Source organism: Enterococcus sp. HMSC076E04 (genome assembly GCF_001814285.1).
GTDB classification, from domain to species: domain Bacteria; phylum Bacillota; class Bacilli; order Lactobacillales; family Enterococcaceae; genus Enterococcus_B; species Enterococcus_B lactis.
Genome location: NZ_KV815631.1, coordinates 94,731 through 118,194, shown reverse-complemented (window position 1 = coordinate 118,194; position 23,464 = coordinate 94,731). Strand labels below are relative to the sequence as shown.

At 37.3% G+C, this 23,464-nt stretch carries 21 protein-coding genes and 1 pseudogene; 18 read left to right on the top strand and 4 right to left on the bottom strand.

The window, feature by feature from the left end; genetic code table 11:
• The 7 genes from HMPREF2961_RS12500 to HMPREF2961_RS12470 all read left to right on the top strand — a co-directional run.
• A partial coding sequence (locus HMPREF2961_RS12500) for a hypothetical protein (RefSeq protein WP_256277991.1) occupies nucleotides 1–451 on the top strand: 451 nt, incomplete at its 5' end.
• 450 nt (nucleotides 452–901) lie between these two features.
• Nucleotides 902–1,840 (top strand): 2-dehydropantoate 2-reductase, encoded by a 939-nt coding sequence (locus HMPREF2961_RS12495; RefSeq protein WP_002291914.1) that lies wholly within the window; start codon nucleotides 902–904, stop codon nucleotides 1,838–1,840.
• A 12-nt stretch (nucleotides 1,841–1,852) separates the two neighbouring features.
• Nucleotides 1,853–2,905, top strand: coding sequence for a PTS sugar transporter subunit IIC (locus HMPREF2961_RS12490; RefSeq protein ID WP_002316133.1), 1,053 nt, complete (start codon nucleotides 1,853–1,855; stop codon nucleotides 2,903–2,905).
• Between the two features lie 265 nt (nucleotides 2,906–3,170).
• Nucleotides 3,171–3,806 carry a DUF998 domain-containing protein gene (locus tag HMPREF2961_RS12485; RefSeq protein ID WP_002294761.1) on the top strand — a complete coding sequence of 212 codons (636 nt, stop codon included), beginning with the start codon at nucleotides 3,171–3,173 and terminating at the stop codon, nucleotides 3,804–3,806.
• 167 nt (nucleotides 3,807–3,973) lie between these two features.
• Nucleotides 3,974–4,378 carry an organic hydroperoxide resistance protein gene (locus HMPREF2961_RS12480; protein ID WP_070704879.1) on the top strand — a complete coding sequence of 135 codons (405 nt, stop codon included), beginning with the start codon at nucleotides 3,974–3,976 and terminating at the stop codon, nucleotides 4,376–4,378.
• A 132-nt stretch (nucleotides 4,379–4,510) separates the two neighbouring features.
• Nucleotides 4,511–5,554 carry a YncE family protein gene (locus tag HMPREF2961_RS12475; RefSeq protein WP_070704876.1) on the top strand — a complete coding sequence of 348 codons (1,044 nt, stop codon included), beginning with the start codon at nucleotides 4,511–4,513 and terminating at the stop codon, nucleotides 5,552–5,554.
• Between the two features lie 14 nt (nucleotides 5,555–5,568).
• Nucleotides 5,569–6,132, top strand: a complete 564-nt coding sequence (locus HMPREF2961_RS12470) for a restriction endonuclease subunit S (RefSeq protein WP_002294754.1) — start codon at nucleotides 5,569–5,571, stop codon at nucleotides 6,130–6,132.
• Between the two features lie 751 nt (nucleotides 6,133–6,883).
• Here HMPREF2961_RS12470 and HMPREF2961_RS12465 read toward each other — a convergent pair.
• Genes HMPREF2961_RS12465 through HMPREF2961_RS12455 form a run of 3 tightly spaced genes read right to left on the bottom strand, consistent with a single transcriptional unit; the run spans nucleotide 6,884 to nucleotide 10,261 of the window.
• On the bottom strand, nucleotides 6,884–7,765 hold the full coding sequence (locus HMPREF2961_RS12465) for an ROK family protein (protein ID WP_002292294.1): 882 nt from the start codon (nucleotides 7,763–7,765) through the stop codon (nucleotides 6,884–6,886).
• Between the two features lie 21 nt (nucleotides 7,766–7,786).
• Nucleotides 7,787–8,770 (bottom strand): LacI family DNA-binding transcriptional regulator, encoded by a 984-nt coding sequence (locus tag HMPREF2961_RS12460; RefSeq protein ID WP_002316030.1) that lies wholly within the window; start codon nucleotides 8,768–8,770, stop codon nucleotides 7,787–7,789.
• A gap of 12 nt (nucleotides 8,771–8,782) precedes the next feature.
• The gene (locus HMPREF2961_RS12455) at nucleotides 8,783–10,261 is read right to left on the bottom strand and encodes a sucrose-6-phosphate hydrolase (protein ID WP_044382675.1); all 1,479 of its coding nucleotides are present in this window, start codon (nucleotides 10,259–10,261) and stop codon (nucleotides 8,783–8,785) included.
• A gap of 228 nt (nucleotides 10,262–10,489) precedes the next feature.
• On the opposite strand from HMPREF2961_RS12455, the pseudogene HMPREF2961_RS12450 reads away from it, so the two are divergent.
• Nucleotides 10,490–12,446, top strand: a pseudogene (locus HMPREF2961_RS12450) (sucrose-specific PTS transporter subunit IIBC).
• Nucleotides 12,436–14,031: a glycoside hydrolase family 13 protein gene (locus HMPREF2961_RS12445; protein WP_025477384.1), complete on the top strand. Its 1,596-nt coding sequence runs from the start codon at nucleotides 12,436–12,438 to the stop codon at nucleotides 14,029–14,031. Before HMPREF2961_RS12450 ends, HMPREF2961_RS12445 begins: the two are co-directional and overlap by 11 nt.
• 194 nt (nucleotides 14,032–14,225) lie before the next feature.
• Here HMPREF2961_RS12445 and HMPREF2961_RS12440 read toward each other — a convergent pair whose 3' ends face one another.
• Nucleotides 14,226–14,561, bottom strand: coding sequence for a PRD domain-containing protein (locus HMPREF2961_RS12440; RefSeq protein WP_002316025.1), 336 nt, complete (start codon nucleotides 14,559–14,561; stop codon nucleotides 14,226–14,228).
• A gap of 285 nt (nucleotides 14,562–14,846) precedes the next feature.
• Between HMPREF2961_RS12440 and HMPREF2961_RS12435 the strand changes: the two genes are divergently transcribed.
• The 9 genes from HMPREF2961_RS12435 to HMPREF2961_RS12395 all read left to right on the top strand — a co-directional run bounded on the left by HMPREF2961_RS12435 (nucleotide 14,847) and on the right by HMPREF2961_RS12395 (nucleotide 23,463).
• Complete coding sequence (locus HMPREF2961_RS12435) at nucleotides 14,847–16,727, top strand: heavy metal translocating P-type ATPase (protein WP_025477382.1); 1,881 nt, start codon at nucleotides 14,847–14,849, stop codon at nucleotides 16,725–16,727.
• Between the two features lie 78 nt (nucleotides 16,728–16,805).
• Nucleotides 16,806–17,033, top strand: coding sequence for a heavy-metal-associated domain-containing protein (locus HMPREF2961_RS12430; protein ID WP_025477381.1), 228 nt, complete (start codon nucleotides 16,806–16,808; stop codon nucleotides 17,031–17,033).
• Nucleotides 17,034–17,037: 4 nt separating this feature from the next.
• A complete protein-coding gene (locus tag HMPREF2961_RS12425; protein WP_070704874.1) occupies nucleotides 17,038–17,580 on the top strand; it encodes a ferritin-like domain-containing protein in 543 nt (180 codons plus the stop codon).
• Nucleotides 17,581–17,824: 244 nt separating this feature from the next.
• A complete protein-coding gene (locus tag HMPREF2961_RS12420) occupies nucleotides 17,825–18,544 on the top strand; it encodes a DUF4767 domain-containing protein (protein ID WP_025477380.1) in 720 nt (239 codons plus the stop codon).
• 329 nt (nucleotides 18,545–18,873) lie between these two features.
• Nucleotides 18,874–20,094, top strand: coding sequence for a serine/threonine transporter SstT (sstT, locus tag HMPREF2961_RS12415; RefSeq protein WP_002316020.1), 1,221 nt, complete (start codon nucleotides 18,874–18,876; stop codon nucleotides 20,092–20,094).
• Nucleotides 20,095–20,245: 151 nt separating this feature from the next.
• Nucleotides 20,246–20,881, top strand: a complete 636-nt coding sequence (locus tag HMPREF2961_RS12410) for a DUF998 domain-containing protein (RefSeq protein ID WP_002316019.1) — start codon at nucleotides 20,246–20,248, stop codon at nucleotides 20,879–20,881.
• Between the two features lie 219 nt (nucleotides 20,882–21,100).
• Nucleotides 21,101–22,741 (top strand): BglG family transcription antiterminator, encoded by a 1,641-nt coding sequence (locus HMPREF2961_RS12405; protein WP_070704870.1) that lies wholly within the window; start codon nucleotides 21,101–21,103, stop codon nucleotides 22,739–22,741.
• Complete coding sequence (locus HMPREF2961_RS12400; protein ID WP_070704868.1) at nucleotides 22,738–23,169, top strand: PTS sugar transporter subunit IIA; 432 nt, start codon at nucleotides 22,738–22,740, stop codon at nucleotides 23,167–23,169. The genes HMPREF2961_RS12405 and HMPREF2961_RS12400 overlap by 4 nt, the downstream gene beginning before the upstream one ends.
• 12 nt (nucleotides 23,170–23,181) lie before the next feature.
• Nucleotides 23,182–23,463, top strand: coding sequence for a PTS sugar transporter subunit IIB (locus HMPREF2961_RS12395; RefSeq protein ID WP_002292323.1), 282 nt, complete (start codon nucleotides 23,182–23,184; stop codon nucleotides 23,461–23,463).
• Nucleotide 23,464: the final 1 nt, after the last annotated feature.

The following is a 23,464-nucleotide window of genomic DNA, read 5'->3' as shown; positions in this document are numbered from 1 at the left end:
ATTTTTCTGTCTAGTTAATTGTAGCCTATCCAAACTTTTGTTAAATAAGAGTGAGATAGGTAATAGAGATCAATATATTAGAGCTAAAGGGCAAGAAATAATTGATTCATTAGGTGAAATGAGGTCATACAATTATTTGTATGTAACACATAGAGCTGATGGAATGGTCATTACTGTGGGGAAATCTTCTTCTAATGATATTTTTTTAGATGGAGATCTTTTTTATCAACTCAATACAAATCACTTGTCTGGCACTGAAAATATAATTTTAAGGACGGAATATGGCAATGAAATATTTGCAAAATATGATGAGATTTTAAAAAATTATTTGGACTGGGCTTGGATGATTCCGGTTGAGTCAGGAGATGCTAAGAAACTGGAGAGATTATTGGGCGATGAACTAATTAATAAAAAAGTACCAATTTTAAATTATTATTCCCATAGACAATAAAAGGCTATTTTTCATGATAATACTAGTTATAACTGTAAAAATGGAAGAAAATCTGGGAAAGAAGTTTTTAAATAAGTGTATTGTTCGATTTTAATAAATAATAAGCAATACCATCCGTCTGTGTTGCGCAACATCGTACTACAATGAATATTTTTTCACAAAAAGAAAATCATCCATCGAATGAATGGAAGGTTTTAGTATACACGAGGTTAATGCCCCCTCTTTTATAATCAGAGGAGTGAGGTTTTTTCTATGAATGTTTCTATTTTCTTATTGCTAGTCTAGTTTCTCTTACGATAAAATTGGGATTCTATTCCAGTTTTTATTGATTTGCTGATAAAATAACTTGAATGGTGGATATAAACATGATAAATAAGAGAAGAATAACAAAACGAGGTTGTGAAAAGATTCTCAAATAAGTATAATAGAAAGAAAAAGGAGGAAGAATCAATGAAAATAGCAATTGCAGGCGCTGGCGCAATGGGAAGTCGCTTTGGGTTGATGCTTCACCAAAGTGGGAACGAAGTATTATTAATCGATGGCTGGGCAGAACATGTCCAACAAATCAAAGAACATGGATTACAAGCAAATTTTAATGGTAAAGAGGTAGAAGCAAAACTACCAATCGTTCTTCAATCCGAAGTAGAAAAAGAAGATCAAGTTGATCTGATTATTCTATTTACCAAAGCGATGCAGCTGGAAAAAATGCTGCAGGATATCCAATCATTAATCAAAAAAGATACAGAGGTCTTATGTCTATTAAATGGTATCGGGCATGAAGATATTATTGAGAAATTTGTACCAATGGAAAATATCTATATTGGAAATACCATGTGGACGGCAGGTCTTGAAGGTCCTGGTCAGGTCAAATTATTTGGAAGTGGTTCAGTAGAATTACAAAATTTAGGTGATGGAAAAGAAGCAGCTGCAAAAAAATTAGCAGACAAATTGTCTGAATCAGGATTAAATGCTCATTTTTCTGACAATATTCACTATTCTATTTATCGCAAAGCATGTGTGAACGGAACAATGAACGGACTATGCACAATCTTAGACGTTAATATGGCTGAGCTAGGAAAAACATCGACTGCTCATAAAATGGTGGCGACGATTGTCAATGAGTTTGCCAAAGTAGCAGCAGTAGAGAAGATTGAACTAGATGTCCCAGAAGTCATTGCACATTGTGAATCTTGTTTTGACCCGGAAACAATTGGGTTACATTATCCTTCAATGTATCAAGACTTGATTAAGAACCATCGATTAACAGAAATCGATTATATCAATGGCGCAATTTCTAGAAAAGGGAAGAAATATGGTGTTGCGACGCCTTATTGTGATTTCTTGACTGAGCTTGTCCATGCAAAAGAAGATAGTTTGAACGTAAAATAAAGGAGAGATTGAATGGAAACTTCACAAAAAATATCACCGAAAATTTTTCTGAATAAAGTCCTCGCTGGTACAGCAACAGGAATCATTATTGGATTGATTCCTAATGCAGTATTAGGTGCCATTTTAAAATATTTTAGTGCGTATCCCTTTGCGGTAACGATCGCACAGTTAGCAGTTATTTTTCAACTAGCAACACCTTTGATCATTGGTGGTTTGATTGCCTTACAATTTGGATTTGATCCGATGAGAATGATGGTTGTAGCCGGAGCTTCTTTTGTTGGTTCTGGTGTAGTCAAATTCACACCTGATTTGGGTGAAACGGGTGTTTACGTTGGTGCTGGTACAGGCGATATTATTAATACGATGCTGACAGCATCGATTGCTGTCGGGCTGATTTTACTGATTGGAAATAGTTTTGGGTCAGTGTCGATTGTGTTAACACCGATTGTTGTAGGTGTAGGTGCAGGTTTACTTGGTTTTTATTTATTCCCTTTTGTAACAGCAATTACTTCTGCAATTGGATCATTGATTAATAACTTCACTACCTTACAACCGCTGTTAATGTCTATCTTGATTGGTTGTTCCTTTGCCTTTTTGATTATCTCTCCTATTTCAACAGTAGCAATCGGAATGGCAATCCAACTAGATGGTGTTTCTGCTGGTGCGGCTGCGATGGGCGTAGCTGCAACCACTTTTGTTTTAGTAGTGAACTCTTGGAAGGTTAATAAGTCAGGTGTGACAATTGCGATTGCTTTAGGCGCTATGAAGATGATGATGCCTAATCTATTTAGAAAACCTGTGATTCTTATTCCTTGTTTAGTTAGTGCAGTGATTACAGCTATTCCTGTCGCTCTATTTTCTATTTCAGGTACGCCTGCTTCTGCTGGTTTCGGCGTGGTCGGACTTGTTGGTCCGTTGGCTTCTTTAGATGCAGGGCTAAAGGGCTTTCTTGTTGTTCTTTGTTGGTTAGTCATCCCTGTTTTTGCGGCACTAATTACTCAATTTTTATGCGAGAAAGTATTTAAACTGTATGATCGAGAAGAAGTCTTCAAATTTTTAGGCTAGTAGATTTTACTAAGAAATTTTCAATCAATGGATGCGTAAGTGAGATGTCAACAACATCTGACTTACGTTTTTTTGCCTTTTTGAGTAGGAGATTGATGCTGACAACTGAACTCTTCAGTGCCATTCGATTTTTTAAAATGTAGAAGAAACTCACCTTTATGTTATTGATTGTTCAAAAGGCAACTAGAATAAAAATATGTGTTAAAATGTGAAAAAATTTGATTGTTGGATGTATCGAATAATCACTAAAAAGTAGGGGAAGAAAATGATTTTTTTGCAAAAATATGGTTTTTATTTTTTATTATTAGGTGTGATTAGTGATTTATCGACACCGTATATCCTTGGCCTTTTTTATCCCAAACTGAATCAAATGACTACCGTAATTAGTGTGTTTGGTGACGTAGATAGTCCAGTCAGACGTGCTTTCTTGGTCTGGTCAGTTGTATCTGGACTTTTTTTTGTTCTTTCGTTGCCTGCGTTGTATCACCTATTTGTTGGAACATCAAAAACACTTGCAATACTTGCTGTTGCAACAGTTGGTTTATATGGGATAGGTGATTGTATTTTTACTGGGTTATTCAGTATCAATACGAATGAAAGCTCTTGGAATCTATCGACTTGGATCCATAATATAGGTTCTGGGCTAGGCTATGCAGGCTTTCTACTTTTCCCATTGTTACTTGTTCTGCTTTATCGTCAAAGTGGTCAAGGTACGCTTAGCCATTTTTATCTTGTTTTAACAGTTATTAGTTTACTAATTGCAGGTCTTTACGGATTAGCACGGATTCCGTCGATTAGTCAGTTTGCCTTCTTTAAGCAATTGGGCTTCTTTCAACGATTAAGTTTTTTCTTTAACTATTTGGGTTCTATGATATTTGGTGTCCTTACTCGCCTTGAGTAACAACACCAAATATCATAGAACCCTTCTTTTTTTGTATAGATAAACTGCTTCTATCACTGATCATCGATGTTGTCTAACTGATGTCGCCGAATGCAAGCATTACCTTTGTCAGATTAAAAAATACTCGTTACACTTAATATAGAACGACGAAAGAAAGGATGATCTCAATGAAAAAAATGTACGAAACAGCAATGATCAATCGTGGAGGCCGTGATGGCGAGGTTGAGGCACCAAACGGAAGTATGCACATGAAGATCGACCGCCCAGGAATCCATAGTGAAGGGACAAATCCGGAACAACTTTTTGCGGCTGGATACGCATCTTGCTTCAACGGCGCGGTTCAACACATGCTGGAAGAAAATAATCTTGAGTCTGATTCTGAAGTCAAAGCACGGGTATCTTTATTTCAATTAGAAGATGGGGGCTACCAAATCGAGGTTGTTTTAGAAGTTTCTTTGCCAGGACTTGAGAAGGACCAAGCAGAGAAAATCGCAGAAGAAGCCCACGCATTTTGCCCATACTCTAAAGCAACAAGAGGCAATATTGATGTGGAAGTGACTATAGTAGAATAAGGGATTCTTAATGTTACTATAAATGAGATTATGAAAGATCCTATAAAGAAACGCTAGTAAAAGAAACATGTAGTTACGGTAATTAATAGCGGTATATGTACGATTGATCGAATAGAACAAGGAGGCAAAAAAATGACACAGCGGGTAGCAATAATGATTTTAGTGTTGCTGGTCATTGGCCTCCTTGTTTACTATGTCCTAAAGTTTAAGCATTGGAAGCAGCAACGGATACATCAGGATATTGAAAAAAAGTTAAAACGGTATCCTATTGTTCAAGCAGCTTGGGAAAAGGCTGAAGCAAAACAATATAACATTCCTGGATTAACAGAAACAAGAATGGTGGTGCCGGAAACCGGCGAAAATGAGGTTTGTCAATGGATGACGCCGCAAGGGTTGGCTTTTTCTCAAGATTTTGTGTTTATTTCTGCCTACTGCTATGACCATCAGCATCATTCTATTATTCATGTACTGGATAGAGAAACAGGACAGCCGATCAAACTGCTGATTTTACCTAAACGGCCACATGTAGGGGGCTTAGTATATGATACAAAACGGGAACTTTTATGGTTGACAATCACAGGATCTGCTACTGGACGAGTAGCCGCTTTACGTTTGATCGATATCTTAGCAGATACATCTGAAGAGACGGGACAGCCAATCGCTTATTGGCTGACAACTGATCTCTCAGAGATTCCACAAGCATCGTATTTGACTCAAAACAATGATCAACTGGTATCTGGCAACTTCACACTAAAAGGTGAAGGACAGTTGACTTTCTATCTATTGCCGACGATAGCTGAAATGCAAACAGCAATTCGCCGCAAAGACAAAATCCAACCAACCGTGACAATGAGCAGAAAAACATCTGATAAGATTCAAGGTGTGGCTTTTTATGGCCATTATCTCTTAGCCAGTCGTTCTTATGGTCCTTATACCTCGGAACTCTTAGTGTCCGAGCGGGACTCTCCTAGCCGGATCCTAAAACGAATCAAATTTCCACCGTATTTGGAACAAATCGTTGTTGTAGAAGATCGTCTAGCAGTATTGTTTGAAAGTGGCGCCGCAGCGTATCGCGAGAAAGCCAATCCTGTGTTAGCCAATGTTTTATTACTAGACTTAGCAACGTTGCTTCATGCAAATAAGCGTCCCAAAAAGATTGCTGCAACTAAAAAATAGTCGGACAACTCAAGATGATCACTGTTGTTCATAAAGAACGACAAGAAAAATCATCTAGCGATGTTCGACTATGGGTTTATTTAGGAAGTATTTCTACTAAGATTCAATATGGCTATACAGATTCGGCGAAAAAACAAGGCAATGTTAAGTTTTTGAGAATCACAGATATACAAGAGGGACGTGTAAATTGGTCCAGTGTGCCTTACTGTGATATTAGTAATTCTAAACTAGTTGATTTAAGATTGGAAGAAAATGACATTTTGATAGCAAGGACAGGAGGAACTATGGGAAAAAGTTTCTTGGTTAAGGAAATAAGTGAGGAATCTGTTTTTGCTTCTTACTTGATTCGAATTAGGTTAGTTGAGAAATTATTATCAGAATACGTAGACTGCTTCTTAGACTCGCCATTATATTGGAAGTTATTAGAAAAAATTTCTTACGGAACTGGGCAACCAAATGTAAATGGTACAAATTTATCTAAACTACTTATACCATTACCACCTTTAGAAGAACAACAACGCATGACTACTAAAATAGAAATGATAAGAAGATCTATTCGTAGAATCAATTTTGAGTAAATATAACGGACCTAGCATCCATTTTATACCAGATGATGCTAGGTCTATTATTTATATTTTATGGAATTTAATTGATTTGTTCTAGTGTTTTAATATTATTACGACAGTAAAAAAATAGTTTGATTCTTCTAACATGAATGACCATCTAGAAGTGGAAATGTATAAAAGATTTATTTTATGAAGTTTTCCTAATATCATTCACTCATGATACGCAGCTCCGTATCATAAGTGATGATATTTTTGTAATGTGTTCGGGCATGCTCTCTACTTACTAGTAGGTCAAGTGATTGATCATTAAATAGTAGAAATAGCATGTCTAAGGAGACATTCCACAAAATCATTAACATACATTAAATAAATTGAGCTGTTGCATAATAGACATAAGGAAATGTTCTTTTCTATATTTAGAAAAGCTGTCAAGGCGAAGTTTAAATATCACAAAACTTAATTGGAAAAGAGAATCAACTGGAACTTGCTAGCGTTGCAAGTTGAATAAAAAAACAACCAAGATTAGATTGTAGGAACTTGTAGAAGATCATAATTTGAAGTTAACAAAAGAATTCCACGACACCTCTACTCTGTTAAGTACAGGAAACAGAGAGTTAAGGGCAAGAAAAATAGGCGAGGATATCGGGTTGAAAGGCCGATTGGAGAACATAAGTTAATAGTAAATAAAAAGACGAAGAAATCGCATCAAGTGGATTCTTCGCCTGCTTATTGATGAGATTGTTGTGACAACGTGCTTATTTTATTAGAAGATATCTTTTTCTGATTTTTCTAATGCTAAAGCTAAACACCCAATGATTCCAGCATCATCTCCTAATTTTGGAGGTAATACATAGTTTTCGAATGCTGGGTAGTCTACATAGTGATTCATCAAACCAACCAAAGCTTCTTGGACTCGTTCTCTCAGATGTGCTTGTTTCATTACGCCTCCGCCAAAGATGATGACATCAGGTGAAAATAGAAGAGTTGTGTTATAGACACATTGAGCGATGTAATAAGCTTCTAATTCCCAAGAAGGATCAGCGACAGACAACTCTTGACCTTTCATGCCTGTTCTTTGTTCGATTGCAGGTCCAGAAGCCATTCCTTCCAGGCAATCGCTATGATAAGGACAAACACCTTTAAAGGTATCCACAGGGTGTCGGCGCACAAGCATATGTCCCATTTCAGGGTGGCTGAAACCTTCTACAAAAGTGCCATTTTGCAAGGCACCGCCACCAATACCTGTTCCAATCGTGTAGTAAACAATAGTGGAACGCCCTTTTCCATTCCCCGCGACATATTCTCCGTAAGCAGCTGCATTGACATCGGTGGTAAAGACAATCGGTAGTTCTTTTAAATTTTTATTTAAATAACCGATAAAATCAAAATTCTGCCAAGCTTTTTTTGGCGTAGAGGTGATATATCCGTATGTTGCTGAATTGGGATGAATATCAATCGGTCCAAAAGAACCTATTCCAATCGCTGCCAGTTGTTCTTGGTGTTTTTTGAAGAAATCAATAACGTTATTCATCGTTTCTATCGGCGTGGTTGTAGGGATTTGTATTCTTTCAATTACTTCTAAATCTTTCGTACCTACTGCGCAGACAAATTTTGTTCCGCCAGCTTCAATTGCTCCATATAACATAAAACATTTGCTCCTTTGCAGTTAAGTCGTTTTACCTTGAATCAGCTTTACTGGTAAAACGTAATGTGATTCCAGTGGTTTTTCAGCATCTTGGATTCTTTGCAGTAGCAAGTCTACAAGGATGTCGGCAATATCCGTTATTGGTTGAGCGATAGTAGACAGATGCGGAAAATAATTCTGGATAAATTTTGTTCCGTCATATCCAATGATTTTCAATTGCTCAGGGATGCGGATATCGAGCTCTTGACACAGATTGTATGCCAATACAGCTGTAAGATCATCTGTGCAAAAAATACTGTCAATCTCTTCATTTTGCAAAATCCGTTTGATTTCTAAATTTTTTAAAGCAGTGGAACGAGCAGTTGAATGGAATTGAAAAATCTGTGGTTCTAGCTGCTGCTCATCCATAAATTTCAAATAGCCGTTCATTCGGTCATTTGTGGGGGAGTTGGATTCTTCCGAGCCCGTCAAAATAGCGATTTTACGAGCTCCTTTTAGATAGAGATTTTCTGTCGCGAGATAACCGCCTCGGAAATTATCACTGCTGACGATTGGTGTTCCGTCTGCCAGATAGCGGTCAAAAGAGACGATTGGCAACTCAATATTTTCGTACTCCTGTATCCCGAGATTATGAGCGCCGGCGATGATGCCGTCCACTTTATTTGCTGCTAACATGTTGAGATAATTTCGTTCTTTTTCTTTATTATTAGCACTGTCACATAAGATAGAACGATAGCCTAAATCAAATAATTTACTTTCCAACTGTTCGACTAATTCGCCAAAAAACGGATTGGCGACTGTTGGGAAAATCAAGCCGATCAATTGGGTGTTTTTTCCTTGAAGTGAACGGGCTAACGAATTCGGCTGATAATTGAGTTCTTTCATTGCTTGATTCACTTTATCGATTGTTTTTTGACTTAAAGAACCATAATTATTTATCACTCTCGAGACAGTAGTAGGAGAGACTCCTGCTTTTTTTGCCACATCTGTCAATTTAACAGCCATTTTCTTCATCCTTTATTTGTTCATATTCCGCAGATGCCATAATTTCCCTTTAAATTCCCTGTCACTTTTTATATACAAGCCCGTTTGATCATCTGTCGGAAAGACACGGGCAGTCGCTGTTTGCTGTCCATCATTTACAAACACCTCTACAACGGAACGATCAACAAATATTTGTAATTTCAGCGGTTTCTTTTCAATTGAGAATTCACGTACAGTTCCAAAATTTTCAGCGAAAGATTTGCCGGCATGGCTGCGATCCATACTCATTTTACCATGTATCATATCAAAGGATAGTGCTAAACCGTGTTTTTGTTGTTCATCTGCAAACAATAAAATAGTACCTTTCTGTGAGTAATCGAATTCTAACTGGAGTTCATATTGATTTATTTCCGCGTCAATAGTGGTTTCCAAACCGCTAAAGTGATAAGGTTTTCCTTTTCGCAACTGCGCTGTTTCTTTCACCGGTCGTTGATAGAGCTGCTCTTTTTCAATAGTAAGTTCTTTTACGATGCTCAAGCAGTGTGCCCATCCTTCTTCGTCAGTTGGATAGCTGATTTCAGGCAACCCAATCCAACTGATTGCCAAGGTTCGTCCATTTTCATCACTGAAACAATGCGTCGCGTAAATGTCAAATCCTTCATCTATATTTTTTATGTGAGTAGGGTCGGAAAGCTCATTTTTTTCAAAATCAAATGTTTGACCGATCACGTAAGTATTCGGGTAAATATTACTGTATGAGTGGATCTCGTGAGATAAACCTTGTGGGCAGAAGACCAGTAGTGCTTTGCCGTTCACAAATAATAGATTTGGACACTCGATCATAAAACCCATTTCTTCCTCTGTAAAACCCAAAGTTCCTAAAAACTGCCAATTTTGAAGATCTTTACTGTAATAAGTTAGGATTCTTCCTTGTTTTTGTTCAGTTTGTGCTCCGACAATGAGCAAGTAACCGTCATCATAAGCAATCAGCTGAGGATCACGGATTTCTTGTGTATATCCCGGAGGTGGGGAGCTGATTAAAGGAGTCGGTATCTTAGTGATATTACCATTTTTGTCCATCCATGCCCCTAACTGGAAGGAATGACGTCCCCAATTCGAATCACGCACATTTCCGGTATATGCAAGGAACAGTTGATTATCAATCGGCAAAGCTGAACCTGAGTACACACCGTGACTGTCAAATGAATTATCCGGAATCAGTTTGAGGCCATCGTTTTTCCAATCTATCAGATTAACTGAGGAGAGATGGTACCAAGATTTCAGACCATGAACAGACCCCATCGGATATGCTTGATAAAATAGCTGCCATTTCCCGTCGAAATAGGAAAAACCATTCGGATCGTTCAATAAACCAGTAACTGGTTGTATATGGTAGCCTAAGCGCCAATGGGAAGAATTGATTTTTTTCTCTAAGGAATGCAAATGTTCTTCAGACCATTCTTTATATGGACGATAACGATCCGTTCGTGACCAATTTTCTTTAAGTTTCATGACAAACTCCTTGTAAACGTATTTTTGGAATTATAATATATTTTTTCTGGTAAAATGTCAAACGAATATCAAAATTAAATGGCTTATAAAAGCTATTTTTTTATATATAAAAAATTATTTTATTTAAAATTTGATAATCGATTGACAATTGTTTTAAATCATGGCATATTGTGCTTAAGAAAAATTTATAGTTACTGCTTCAATAATTTTGGATTAGGAGGAAATGAAATGGATTACAAAAAAGTAGCTGAAGAAATCAGCAAAGCGCTTGGAGAAGACAATGTACAAGCAGCTGCGCATTGTGCAACACGTTTACGGCTTGTCTTAAAAGATTCAGACAAAGTAGACCAGAAGGCTCTGGATGATAATGAAAGTGTGAAAGGAACTTTTGAAGCAAATGATCAATTTCAGATCATTATCGGAGCAGGTGATGTGAATAACGTATATGATGAATTCGTTAAGATCACCGGCGTAAAGGAAGCTTCAACCGACGATTTGAAAGCGGTAGCATCGAATAAGAAGAATAATCCTGTCATGGCCTTTATCAAGGTGTTGTCAGATATCTTCGTTCCGATTGTCCCTGCATTGGTTGCGGGTGGACTGTTGATGGCTCTGAATAATGTTTTGACGGCACAGGATTTGTTTGGTCCTCAGTCAGTGGTTGAGTTGTATCCATCAGTGAAAGATTTTGCTGGCATCATTAATTTACTTGCTTCAGCGCCGTTTGCTTTTTTGCCGATTTTGGTAGGTTTTTCAGCAACTCGACGTTTTGGAGGCAATCCGTATCTTGGAGCAGCAATGGGGATGGCGATGGTCATGCCGGATTTAGTGAATGGATACAGTGTGACGAATGCTATTGCAGAAGGATCGATGCCTTATTAGAATATTTTTGGAATGAATGTGGCACAAGCCGGTTATCAAGGATCTGTTCTTCCAGTCCTTGCAGTTTCTTGGATTTTAGCTACTTTAGAAAAATTCTTCCATAAACGGTTGGCTAATGCTTTCGACTACACATTTACTCCAATGCTAGCTATTATTATTACTGGTTTTTTAACTTTTACAGTAGTAGGGCCGGTGATGCGTACTGTCGGAGACGGCTTAGCTGATGGATTAAGCTGGTTATACAGTACTACTGGAGCTTTCGGCTTAGGTGTCTTTCGTTTCTTCTATTCGCCGATAGTCATTACCGGATTACATCAAAGCTTTCCAGCAATCGAGACTACTTTACTAGCAGATGTTGCCAGAACGGGTGGCTCTTTTATCTTTCCAGTTGCCTCAATGGCAAATGTAGCGCAAGGAGCGGCTGCTTTGGCGATTATGCTGCTGACAAAAAATAAAAAGCAAAAGAGTCTAGCTACCACTGCAGGTGTTTCCGCTATGTTGGGGATTACTGAGCCAGCGATATTCGGTGTGAATTTGAAACTGAAATTTCCGTTTATTTGTGGAATGATTGCTGCAGGAATTGCTTCATTCTTTATCGGCTTGTTCCACGTATTAGCAGTTGCGATGGGACCGGCAAGCGTCATTGGCTTTATTTCCATTGCACCTCGTTCGATTCCTTCATTCATGATCGGAATTGTTATCAGTATAGTGATCGTTTTTTTTAAGCACTTACTTCTATGGAAAAAAACATATGGAACTGCTAGCAGATGGTGAATCAAAAGGAACAGAAGCAGCTGAGTCAATCAGTTCAGCTCCTAAAACGACTAGGAAACCGCAAGATGAAATTTTAGCTGCATCAGTCAGCGGGAAGATTCTCCCTTTAACGAAGGTAAAAGATCCAGTTTTTTCCACTGAAATGATGGGAAGAGGTATAGCAGTCAAACCAGATGACGGGGTAGTCCATGCTCCAGCAGATGGTATATTGACAGTTGTCCACGAATCTAAACATGCATATGGCTTGAAAACAGAGAAAGGAGCGGAAGTACTGATCCATATCGGTATCGATACAGTGAATCTAAAAGGGGCCGGATTCACGACACAGCGACAATATGGTGAATTAGTGAAAAAAGGGGATATTCTCGGTACATTTGATCGTAAATTGCTTAAAGAAGAAGGGTACGACGATACAATTATGGAAATTGTCACTAATTCCTCTGCATATGCTAATGTAAAAATTCTTGAAAAAAACACGGTCAAAAGTGGTGAAGATATTCTGATAGTGAGTGAAACAGATGAAAAATAAATGGTGTAAAAGTGCAGTAATCTATCAAATCTATCCTCGAAGTTTTCAAGATACAAATGGAGATGGCATTGGAGATATTCCTGGTATTCTTTCAAGATTAGATTATCTAGAAAACCTGGGAATCAATGCGATATGGTTAAGCCCGGTTTATGAATCACCTAATGATGATAATGGCTATGATATCAGTGACTACAGAAAAATAGGCGCAGAATATGGAACGATGGCAGATATGGATTTACTGATAAAAGAAGCACGACAAAGGGGAATAAGAGTCATCATGGATCTTGTTATCAATTATACGTCAGACAGACATCCATGGTTTCAATTGGCAAAAAAAAGTGTTACCAGTCCCTATCACGACTATTATGTTTGGCGTAAAGAACCGAATGGATTAGAGTCGAACTTCGGCGGTTCAGCATGGACCTATGTGCCCGAAGTGAATCAATATTATCTGCACTTGCATTCGAAAAAGCAGCCGGATTTGAATTGGCAAAATCCAAAGATGAGACAAGCAATCTATGACATGATGAATTTTTGGCTTGAGAAAGGGATTGGCGGATTTCGATTAGATGTCATTGATCTGATTGGAAAACAGCCGGAACAATCTATTACTAAAAATGGTCCTCTTTTACATGATTTATTGCAAGAAATGTACCAAAAAACTTTTGGTCATTATGATGTAGTGACAGTGGGAGAGACTTGGGGAGCAACGCCCAAGATTGCGCAGCTGTATTCAAAAGAAGAACGCAAAGAATTATCAATGGTCTTTCAATTCGAGCATATTAATCTAGACAAACAGAATGGCAAGCGAAAATGGGATCTAAAGGATTTAGATCCACAGGAATTACATCGGACTTTTTCTAAATGGCAGATTGAATTAGGTGGTTGTGGTTGGAATTCTTTATTTTGGAATAATCATGATCTCCCACGAATCATTTCTCGCTGGGGGGACGATCAAGAATATCGAACAATCAGTGGAAAAATGCTAGCGATATACCTCCATTTTATGCAAGGTACTCCTTATATCTATCAAGGAGAAGAGATCGGCATGATCAATTATCCAGTAAAGAGTATTGATGAGGTAGATGATATTGAAAGCCAAAGAATGTATGCAGAACGTATAAAAAAAGGCTATTCGAAGGAAGAGTTGATCCAATCAATCAACTCGAAGGGGCGAGATAATGCTCGCCATCCGATGCAATGGAACAATCACAAAAATGGTGGCTTTACGGAAGGCACTCCTTGGTTGCCAGTGGGGAATACAGAAGAGATCAATGTAGAAGCAGCATTAGCTGCTCAAGATTCCTTGTTTTATACGTATCAAAAACTGATCGAATTGCGCAAAGAATTACCTGTGATTGTCTATGGGAAATATCAAGTCATTGAGACAGAGGAACCGAATGTTTTAGCATATCTACGCAGTTTAAAAAAACAAAAAATACTAGTTGTAGTTAATTTTTCTGATCAAAAGACTACTTTTCCAATCGGTAAGTATCGTGTCAAACAAGTCTTGATCCAAAATTACAAAAAGAAAATTACTAACAATTTACTCCCATATGAAGCTTTTAGCGCGCTGATCTATTAAGTGGTTTTTTCTATAGATGAATCTTTGTTATGAGGTAGATAGTTCAATGAAACAGTTATTCGATTTGTTTATAGAAAACAATTTAATCAGCAAAAAGGGGGACAAACTTTTAATTGTCTCCCTTTAATTGTTAGGATGGAATATTATCACTCTTAAACAATAAGTTAAAAAAATACTCGTTTACATAAAAAAGATTATTTAGATGCGATAATATCATAGATAAAGAAACATTCATCATAAGAAACAGTGATCCCAAATTCTGTTTCAATATTTTTGAAGGCCTTTTTTACATGAAAAATTGTTTCATGAGAAGGTCTTGTGTCATCTTCTGATATAATTTTAAGTTCATGACCGTTTATCAATGTACGCTCAATTAGACACGCTGTATGAATCAAAAGTTTTAAAAGAATGGAATGAGTGAATTTTTTGTGGAAAGTACATTCCAATTCTTGGATAAAATCCATTAAGCTTTTTTGGATCTTATTCCCAGCTAATAAGTAGAGATATTTGTCCACTGCTTCAATTCCCATATCAAAAAACGATATTTCTTGTGAATGAGTGGCTGCTGCCCTTTTTTGATTGTTGTTCTTCAGTCGTAAGATGACAAAGCATCTTATCTTTGAATAAAAAAATAGAACTACCTAAGGAAGCGTTTCGGCGCTTCCTTTTTCTATATGATCGTTTAATGACTGTAGGAATTCAGTATACCAAAAGAAAACCACCTTTTTGACTAAACTTGATAGTGGTCAATTTTTTATGATGGATAAGTATCTATACTTAGTCTCGTAAGAATGAAAAGGAAAAGAGGGAGAAAGATGAAATTTCAAAAGTGGATCCAAGAGCATCGAAATCATATCACCGCCTTATCAGCTGTGTTGATTATTTTTGGTTTTATCGGAAAATTTACTGGATTTGTCTTGTTCTATAACATTGCTCTAGCCATAGCTTCTATTATTGCGGTCATACCTATTATGATCCATGCGTATCAGGCAGTAAAAGTCAAAGTTATCTCAATTGATTTACTCGTTACTATTGCTGTGCTTGGTGCCTTTATGATCGGAGAATACAAGGAGTCAGCTATCGTTACATTCTTGTTTTTGTTTGGTAGTTATCTGGAACAAAAAACATTGACCAAAACGCGGGAATCAATCAAGGCTTTGACCGAGATGGCCCCATTGACTGCCAGCGTTGTCCAAGAAGATGGAACGACTGAAGAAGTGGAAATCGATGACGTGGAAGAAGGTGATATCGTCTTAGTAAAAACTGGTGGAGCTATTCCTGTGGACGGACGAGTCATTGACGGAAAAGGGTATGCGGATGAAGCCGCAGTGACGGGTGAATCACGACAAGTCGTCAAAATCAGTGGAGATGACGTATTTTCTGGAACGATTTTAGCAGATGGCTACGTGACGATCGAAGCAACTAAGGTCGGAGATGATACGACCTTTGCCAAAATTATCGAATTAGTCGAAGAAGCACAAGATACCAAATCACATGCGGAAAAATTCATTGATCGTTTTTCTCAGTATTATACTCCAACCGTTTTACTTATTGCGTTGCTTGTTGGTCTGATCAGTCGTGATTTTCGTTTAGCCATCACTGTTTTGGTTCTTGGTTGTCCTGGCGCTTTAGTCATTGGTGCGCCTGTTTCGAATGTAGCAGGAATCGGTAATGGAGCGAAACGGGGCATCTTAGTCAAAGGCGGTGAAGCAATGGATACTTTTTCCAAAATCGATACTTTTGTCTTTGATAAAACCGGTACATTGACCAAAGGAACTACTGCTGTATCCACTATCAAGAACTATACAGAGGATGAAGGGGACAGCTTAGCTTTAGTGGCTCGATTAGAAACGTTATCCGATCATCCTTTGGGGCGCGCCGTGATCCATTATGCTCAGGAGAAAGACATTGATTTTCAACAATTAGCAGTCAAAGATAATCAGACGATCAAGGGACAAGGAATCACAGCTGAGATTGATGGTCATACAGTTTGTGCGGGCAACACCAAATTGATTGCCGCTCACAAACTTTCTCTCACACCAAAGCAAGTACAAGATTTACATCAATTACAACAAACAGGCAGCTCGGTCATTATTGTAGTAATCGACAAAAAAATCACTCAAATTATTGGTGTGTCAGATGTGATTCGACCAGAAGTCGCTGAACAATTAGCTATGTTGAAACAAGCAGGAGCAAAACATTTAGTGATGCTGACAGGTGATAATCAGATGACTGCTGATTATGTAGCTGATATGTTAGGCATTGATGAAGTCCATGCTGAATTATTACCAGATGAAAAGGTTCAATTTGTGAAAAAATACCAAGAACAAGGATTGCGCGTTGCTTTCATTGGAGATGGAATCAATGATTCTCCCTCTTTGGCTGCGGCTGATATCGGGATTGCTATGGGATCAGGAACGGATGTTGCTATCGAAACGAGTGACGTTGTCTTGATGCAATCTAGTTTTGGATCGTTGGTTCATGCCTACCGTTTGGCTAAGAAAACTGTTTTGAATACCCGTGAAAATGTAGTGATTGCCATTGGTGTCGTCTTATTTTTACTCATCGGCTTATTTGCCGGGTTTATTTACATGGCTAGTGGGATGTTCGTTCACGAAGCTAGTATCTTGATCGTTATCTTTAACGCGATGCGTTTATTGTATTTTGGACACGAAAGCAAAGAGGAAAAATCGTAAAACTTGATAAGAATCAATTTTTTTATGGAAGCTGTAATCTAGAATAAGACTATCAAGAAAAAGGGAGGAAGAACTATGATGAAAAAAATGATTATGCAATTAGATACACTAGCTTGTCCAAGCTGTATGCAAAAAATCGAACATGCGGTTTCGCAACAGCCTGGGGTAAGCAATACGAAAGTTTTGTTTAATGCGAGCAAAATCAAAGCAAACTTTGATCCAGATAAAGTTCACCCTGAACAATTAGCTGCAGTTGTGGAAAAATTAGGTTATGAAGTCCAATCAACAAAAGTAAAAGAGGCATAAATCAATGAATATAGTGGAAGAAAAATTTGCTCAAGAAATAAAACAAGCAGGTATCGACCATCATAAACCAACTGCTGGCGCCATGGTGGGGCATGTATTAGCAAATTTCAAATTAGAAGAAATGAAATTGATCCAAGCACAATTGTATGTTTTGGGTACATCTTCGCAAGAATTAAGTACCCTTTTTTCAGAATATGCTGATCAAGAAGCGAGATGGTTCAATAAAATCTCTCATGAGTTAGTGATTGAGAATGAAATCGTTCCGTCTACTTTAGAAGAAGTCATGCGTTATGGAAAAATTTACGAACATGGTCAAAACAAATATTTACTAGCCTCAACAATATTGGAAAACTTTGCAAAAGATTTTGATTTCCAAAATGTCTTTATCACACGGGCAATCAAGTTAGCTGAAAAAGAAGAAAAATATGGCTTGCAACAATTACTCGTTGAACTTTTAAGTTTCAATAAAGAAATCATCTACCAAGTACAAAGACTCCAAGGAAAAACTGTCCGACAAGATTTGGATGAGGAAGACGATGATGACTAAAAGTCTATGTTTCTTCAAACACAAATATAAAGCGTGAGAAAAGCAGGAAAAAAACACGAAGTTTTTGTCTTAAAAATAAAATAAAAAGAAGCACCCGCTGATGTTGTCTATAAGACATCAGCGGGTGCTTCTTAGTTTTTAAATGGTTTAAAAGATGGATGAGAAAATACAAAAAATCAATAAAATCACATTGCTTATTTGATAGAATAAAGAAGTGGGGGAGTAATCGAAAGGGGTTTTTTAATTGAAAAAAAGGATTTTATTAATAATGGGTCTAGCTTTTTTGTTAGCTGGTTGTACCAACGGGAATGAACCAAGAAAAGAATCAACAAAAGAAACAGCGAAAACAACAATTGCAACTACTACAACAACTAGCACAGAGAGCAAGTCAACTGCAACAAGTACAGAAACAGCAGATACCTCTACTTCGTCAGAGTCTTCCAAAACGACTGAAACAACTCAAACATCTACTTCAAGTTCTTCTGTAGAGGCTTCATCTTCCTCTTCAGAAAGCAGCGAACAAGTCGAACAAACACTGTGGAATGCAGACAAAGCCGCACAATTAGAGGCATTTATGACCACATGGGGCCAAACAATGGGACAACAATACAAAAGTTATACGAATCAAATGAGTGTGGACTTATATGGTCTTAAAGTCCCTCAAGCTATTTTGAATGGGGAGTGGAAGATGGCTATTGGTGGAGTGCCTGTTTCTGCAGAATGGTCAGAAAGCGGGACAGGTCAAGCAGATTATCAAATCACAGCCGTCTATTCCGATGCAGAGACAGAACCATATCTGAAAAAGCACGTCTATCTATTCGGTTTTCAGCAAAATCAGCCAAAAGTATTGGTGACACAACAAAATCAGGGGAATCCCGATAATTATCTTTACTTCAACGAGACAGCGAATAATGAATTGAAAAATGGCTTTGATCAAATCGTTTATGGGCAAGTAAACCAGTGAGAGTGAGAGAAAGAAGAGACTCAGTGGAAAATATTAATTGATTGTTATGTCAAAGAATTAAGATGAAGGATGAAATTTCTAGTTTCGTCCTTCATCTTAGTTACGTTTTACTTGGATAACTTTAATAATAACGATAAATAGTTTTCTCTCGACTTCTTTAGAGATTGAATAAACCCTCCAATACTAACATTGAATGTTGCAAGAGCATGAATTGCCAATTGTATTATTAGAATTTTTAGAAAATTGCACCTTTAGTTTCTTTAGATAAAATGATACAATGATTGGTAAAATTGTGAAAGGGTGGTCATTTGTTAGAGAAGTTTTTGGATATGTCGTTAGTTCAACGTATTGTTGTTGGTATTTTAGTCGGAATATTGTTTGGTATCTTTTTCCCCACGTGGACATTTATTTCAATATTGGGTACGTTGTTTGTCAGTTGCTTGAAAGCAATTGCGCCTCTTCTAGTTTTTTTCTTGACGATGGCTTCAATTGCCAAACATAAAATAGGAAATAAGACATTTGTGAAGCCTATTTTAGTCTTATATTTAGTAGGAACATTGCTTTCGGCACTTGTAGCAGTGATTATAAGTTCAATTTTTACTGTTCCTATTACTTTACAAGAAACAGTATCTGAACAAGCACCGCAAAATTTGGAAAGTGTTTTATCTACGATGTTGACAAATGTCACACAAAATCCTGTTCAATCGCTCATTGATGCGAATTATCTTGGTGTCTTATTCTGGGCTGTGTTGTTAGGTCTGGCTTTTCGAGCACGTTCAGAATCGACAAAAGAATTGGTGGATCAAATATCTGTAGCATTATCACAAGTCGTACAAGTGATTATTGCATTCGCTCCGATAGGGATTTTAGGATTGGTTTATCAATCGATTGCCACGACTGGAATCGCTGGATTGGCAGAGTATCTGCAGCTTTTACTTGTGTTGATTGGCACGATGCTGTTTGTCGCATTAGTTGTGTACCCGTTCCTCACGTTTTTGTTTATTAAAGAAAACCCCTATCCATTGATTCTTTTTTGTTTGAAAGAAAGTGCGCTTCCCGCTTTCTTTACCCGAAGTTCTGCCGCAAATATCCCGATAAACATGATGCTGGCTGAAAAATTGAAATTGACGAAAGAGTCTTATTCCATATCGATCCCATTAGGTGCTACGATCAATATGGGCGGTGCTGCGATTACCATTTCCGTGATGTCATTGACGGCTGTACATTCCTTAGGGATTGAAGCACCATTTGTTTTGAAAGTCCTTTTATGTATTTTGTCTGCTTTAGCTGCTTGTGGGGCTTCAGGTGTTGCGGGCGGTTCACTGTTATTGATTCCATTAGCATGTAGTTTGTTTGGTATCTCTAATGATGTTGCGATGCAAATCGTCGGTATCGGATTTATTATCGGTGTTATCCAAGATTCAATGGAAACTGCCTTAAATTCCTCAAGTGATCTGTTGTTCACTGCAATAGGAGAATTAGGCGCGCGTAAAAGAAGTGGAGAAAAAATCAAATTGAAAGATCGATTAGATGGGTTAAATGAACGTTGAATATTAGATATTTAGGGATGAACCTTAAGACGATTCAAATTTTTAATGAGTTATGTAGATGTTCGTGTAAAATAGAGGATCCTGTTAAATCGAGATAAAGTCGTTTATAATAACAATTAAAAGCATAGGTAATTGTTATTGGAGGCGCATCATGGATTTTTTACGTAAATTTGGTTTCTTCTTTTTATTATTAGGCGTGTTGAGTGATTTTTTGACTCCGTACGTATTAGGGTTGTATTATCCTGAATTAGATCAAATGAAGAGTGTGATTAGTGTATTTGGAGAGATTTCCAGTCCTGTAAGAAAAGCATTTCTTATTTGGTCAGTGGTTTCAGGGATTTTTTTCATCCTGTCATTGCCTGCATTGTATGCTGCATTTGTAAGTACATCTCGTGTGTTAGCTACCCTGGTTACAGCATCTATCGGTTTTTATGGTATAGGTGATTGTATCTTTACAGGTTTGTTCAGTATCAATACCCATGAATCTTCGTGGAATGTCTCGACATGGGTCCATAATATCGGATCAGGTTTAGGTTATAGTGGTTTTTTATTGTTTCCAGTTCTTCTTTTCTTGATCTATCGAAAAAATGGGCAAATGGACGTAAGCCACTTATACCTTGGATTGTCTGTGATCAGTTTGCTTTTTGCGGCGATTTATGGTCTGGCAAGAATTCCTTCTATAAATTCTTGGTCATTCCTGAATAAAATAGGATTTTGCCAAAGAATCAGTTTTTTCTTTAATTATGTGCCCATTGCCTGGTTGAGTATCTTGCATCTCAGACAGTAAAACTTGAGCCATCAAATTGAACAGTCAGCGGACATTTCGTCCGTTGGCTGTTTTTTTGTTTTTCTGAAATATAGTTCCATAATTTTCTTGTATAGCTTCTGTTTTAGCGTATATTAACTGAGAAAGAGCAGTGTATGATTTCTCAGGTTATTTTAATCTTTTATTTGGTCTAGTTCTCCTTATAAGAAAAAATTATAGTGAATATAGAAGGTGATGGAAATGAGTGTAATACAATATCAAGAAAGCAAACTACGAAGAGTAGCGATCCTGAACAGATTGTCCAATTTCGAGCATGTAAGTTACCAGCAACTTTCTGAAGAATATTATGTTTCCAGAAGCAGTATCGCAAATGATATTTCTTACATCAAATATGTATTTGCGAAAGAAGGGTTGAATCTCAGTTTTGATCGTTTCGGGACATATTTTGAAGGAAATGAAATACAGGTTCAGAAGGTACTGAAGCGTATGATCCTGAATCATTTTGATGAATTGGAGATCGTAAGAGAAATAGTGGATCGAAAGCTTCTAGCAATAGTCGAACGATCTTTTCGCGAGAGCATTGCAGACAAGCAAATTGAGCTACCAGAAAGCTACTTTTCAAGTATCATCGTTTCAATCTTATTGATGATTCAGCGTTTAAGAGAAGGGAAGAAAATCAGTTTAAAAGGTAAAAATCAATATGGAAAGTATTTTTTAGAATTCAACAAATATCCCCTCGTTTGTGAATTGCTGCATCAGTTAGAGGAACAGCGTATTTACCAATTTTCGCAAGAAGAAGTACAGTATTTGACTTATGTTATTGTGGGAAGTGGTTTACGCTTTTTCATGAAAAATGAAACGATCCCTTTAGTATTTCGAGAAAAAATCCGGCAATTGATCCAAAAAGTGAGTAGAGGCATTCAGATAGATCTTACCCAAGATAGTCGTTTAGAAGAAGATCTGCTTGTCCATCTGTATCAGCTGCTTTTACGTATTGAGGCTCAAACGACCATCGTAAATCCTTTGATAGATGAGATAAAACAAAATTATCCTTCTTTGTATGGTGTTGTCTGGTTTGCGTTAAATGATTTTCGCTGGCCTTATCAAGTAAGCATGTCCGAAGATGAAGTAGGTTTTGTAGCTATCCATTTCCAAGCAGCAATCGAGCGTGTCAAACGATTAAATAGACTCTTATTCGTATGTCCCAATGGCATGGGAACCAGTTCATTTGTTTCTGCAAAAATCAGAAGAATCTTACCTGATATCGATAGTATCGAAACAGCATCTGTCGATAAATTGAACAGACTAGATTTGTTTGACGTAGATTTGATTATCTCCACTGTCGATATACCTAAACAAATTAGACCAGTAGTAAGAATTTCGCCAATGGTTACTGCTAGAGATATGAAACGTATCATGAATCATTATATCGATCTGGTCATAGATAACGAACAAATAAACATCGAAGGCTCGATAGCTGAAAAAGTGAAACCTCTTATTTCCTCTAATGTCTATTTTGATCACTTTGATTCAAAAGAAGCTGCTATCCGTTTTTTGGTTGATCAGCAACAGTTTGAGAATGAAGAATCGAAACAGCGATTTCTCTACTCTATTTTTGAGCGTGAGGAAATCCAATCAACATACTTGGAGAATGGTTTTGCTATTCCTCATGGCAATCCCAATGTCGTTAAACAAACTTCGGTTGCTGTATTGATAGCAGACAAGCCATTTTCATGGGGATATCAAAAGGCAGATATCGTTGTTCTGCTAATGATCCGAGAAGAAGATGTGAAAGAAGTCGAACCTGTGATGAAAATGGTCATGCAAGGAATAGAGGATAAAAATTGGTTTATTTCAAAAATGTTGGAGGTCAGAGAATGAGTACTATCAATAAATTGCTGCCGAAAAATCAAATCCAAGTAATAGAAACGGCTGAAAATTGGATGAAAGCAGTCGAAATCGCTAGCAATCCATTATTAAAAAACAAAATGATAACGCATACGTATTTAGAAAACATGATCAGAAGTGTAGAGGAAAATGGACCATATATGGTATTGGCTGATTATTTTGCGCTGATGCACGCAAAACCAGGTCTTGGAGTAAACGAGCAAAGTATGAGCCTTTTAGTCGTAAAAGATGCTGTAGATATGAAAGAGAAACCAATCCATATTTTTTTGGTTTTAGCTGCCAAAAACCACGAAAGCCATCTGGAGAGATTAAAAGATATCATGGAAATATTTATGGACAATGAAAAATATCAAACGATTTTATCAGGAAATAAAGAAACAATCATTCAGTTATTTGCATAAGGAGGAAGAAAAATGAAAATTTTAGCAGTATGTGGATTTGGTGTAGGGAGTTCTATGGTTTTGAAAATGTCTCTTGATAAAGTAATTAAGGAGCTGGGTTTAAAGGCGACAGTGGAAAATACAGATTTATCCACTGCCAAAGCAACGATGGCAGATGTTTATTTTACAAGTCATGAATTACTTCCAGAACTAAAAGCTTCTGTAAAAGCGCCTGTTTATCCTATTAAAAAGTATATGGATACTTCAGAAATAAAGGCGCAATTGGAACAATATCTAGCTGATAAGGGGGAATAAA